At 67.1% G+C, this 231-nt stretch carries 1 protein-coding gene; it reads left to right on the top strand.

Going from position 1 to position 231, the window contains the following annotated elements; genetic code table 11:
• Positions 1-231 (top strand): hypothetical protein (locus HKX41_13905; GenBank protein ID NNC25227.1); only part of this gene is annotated, 231 nt, incomplete at both ends.

Below are 231 nucleotides of genomic sequence, written 5' to 3'. Positions count from 1 at the left end.
CGGCAGTTGCTACATCGGCACGCCGCAGAACCCGATCGTGCTCAATCTGCAGACCGGCACCACCGCGCCGCCGGCGCCGAACCAGCCGATCTCCGGCAACCCTGGCGTTGCGACCACGGTCTGGACCGACGAGCCGAACTTCATCGGCTACCTGCAAGTGGACGGCAACACCCTGGTCGACAACTCCTTCGCCATGCCCAAGGCCGCCGGCTGCGGCAATATCGCGCTGGG

The organism is Salifodinibacter halophilus, from assembly GCA_012999515.1.
GTDB classification, from domain to species: Bacteria; Pseudomonadota; Gammaproteobacteria; order Nevskiales; family Salinisphaeraceae; genus Salifodinibacter; species Salifodinibacter halophilus.
This window is presented reverse-complemented; position numbering and strand designations above follow the sequence as displayed.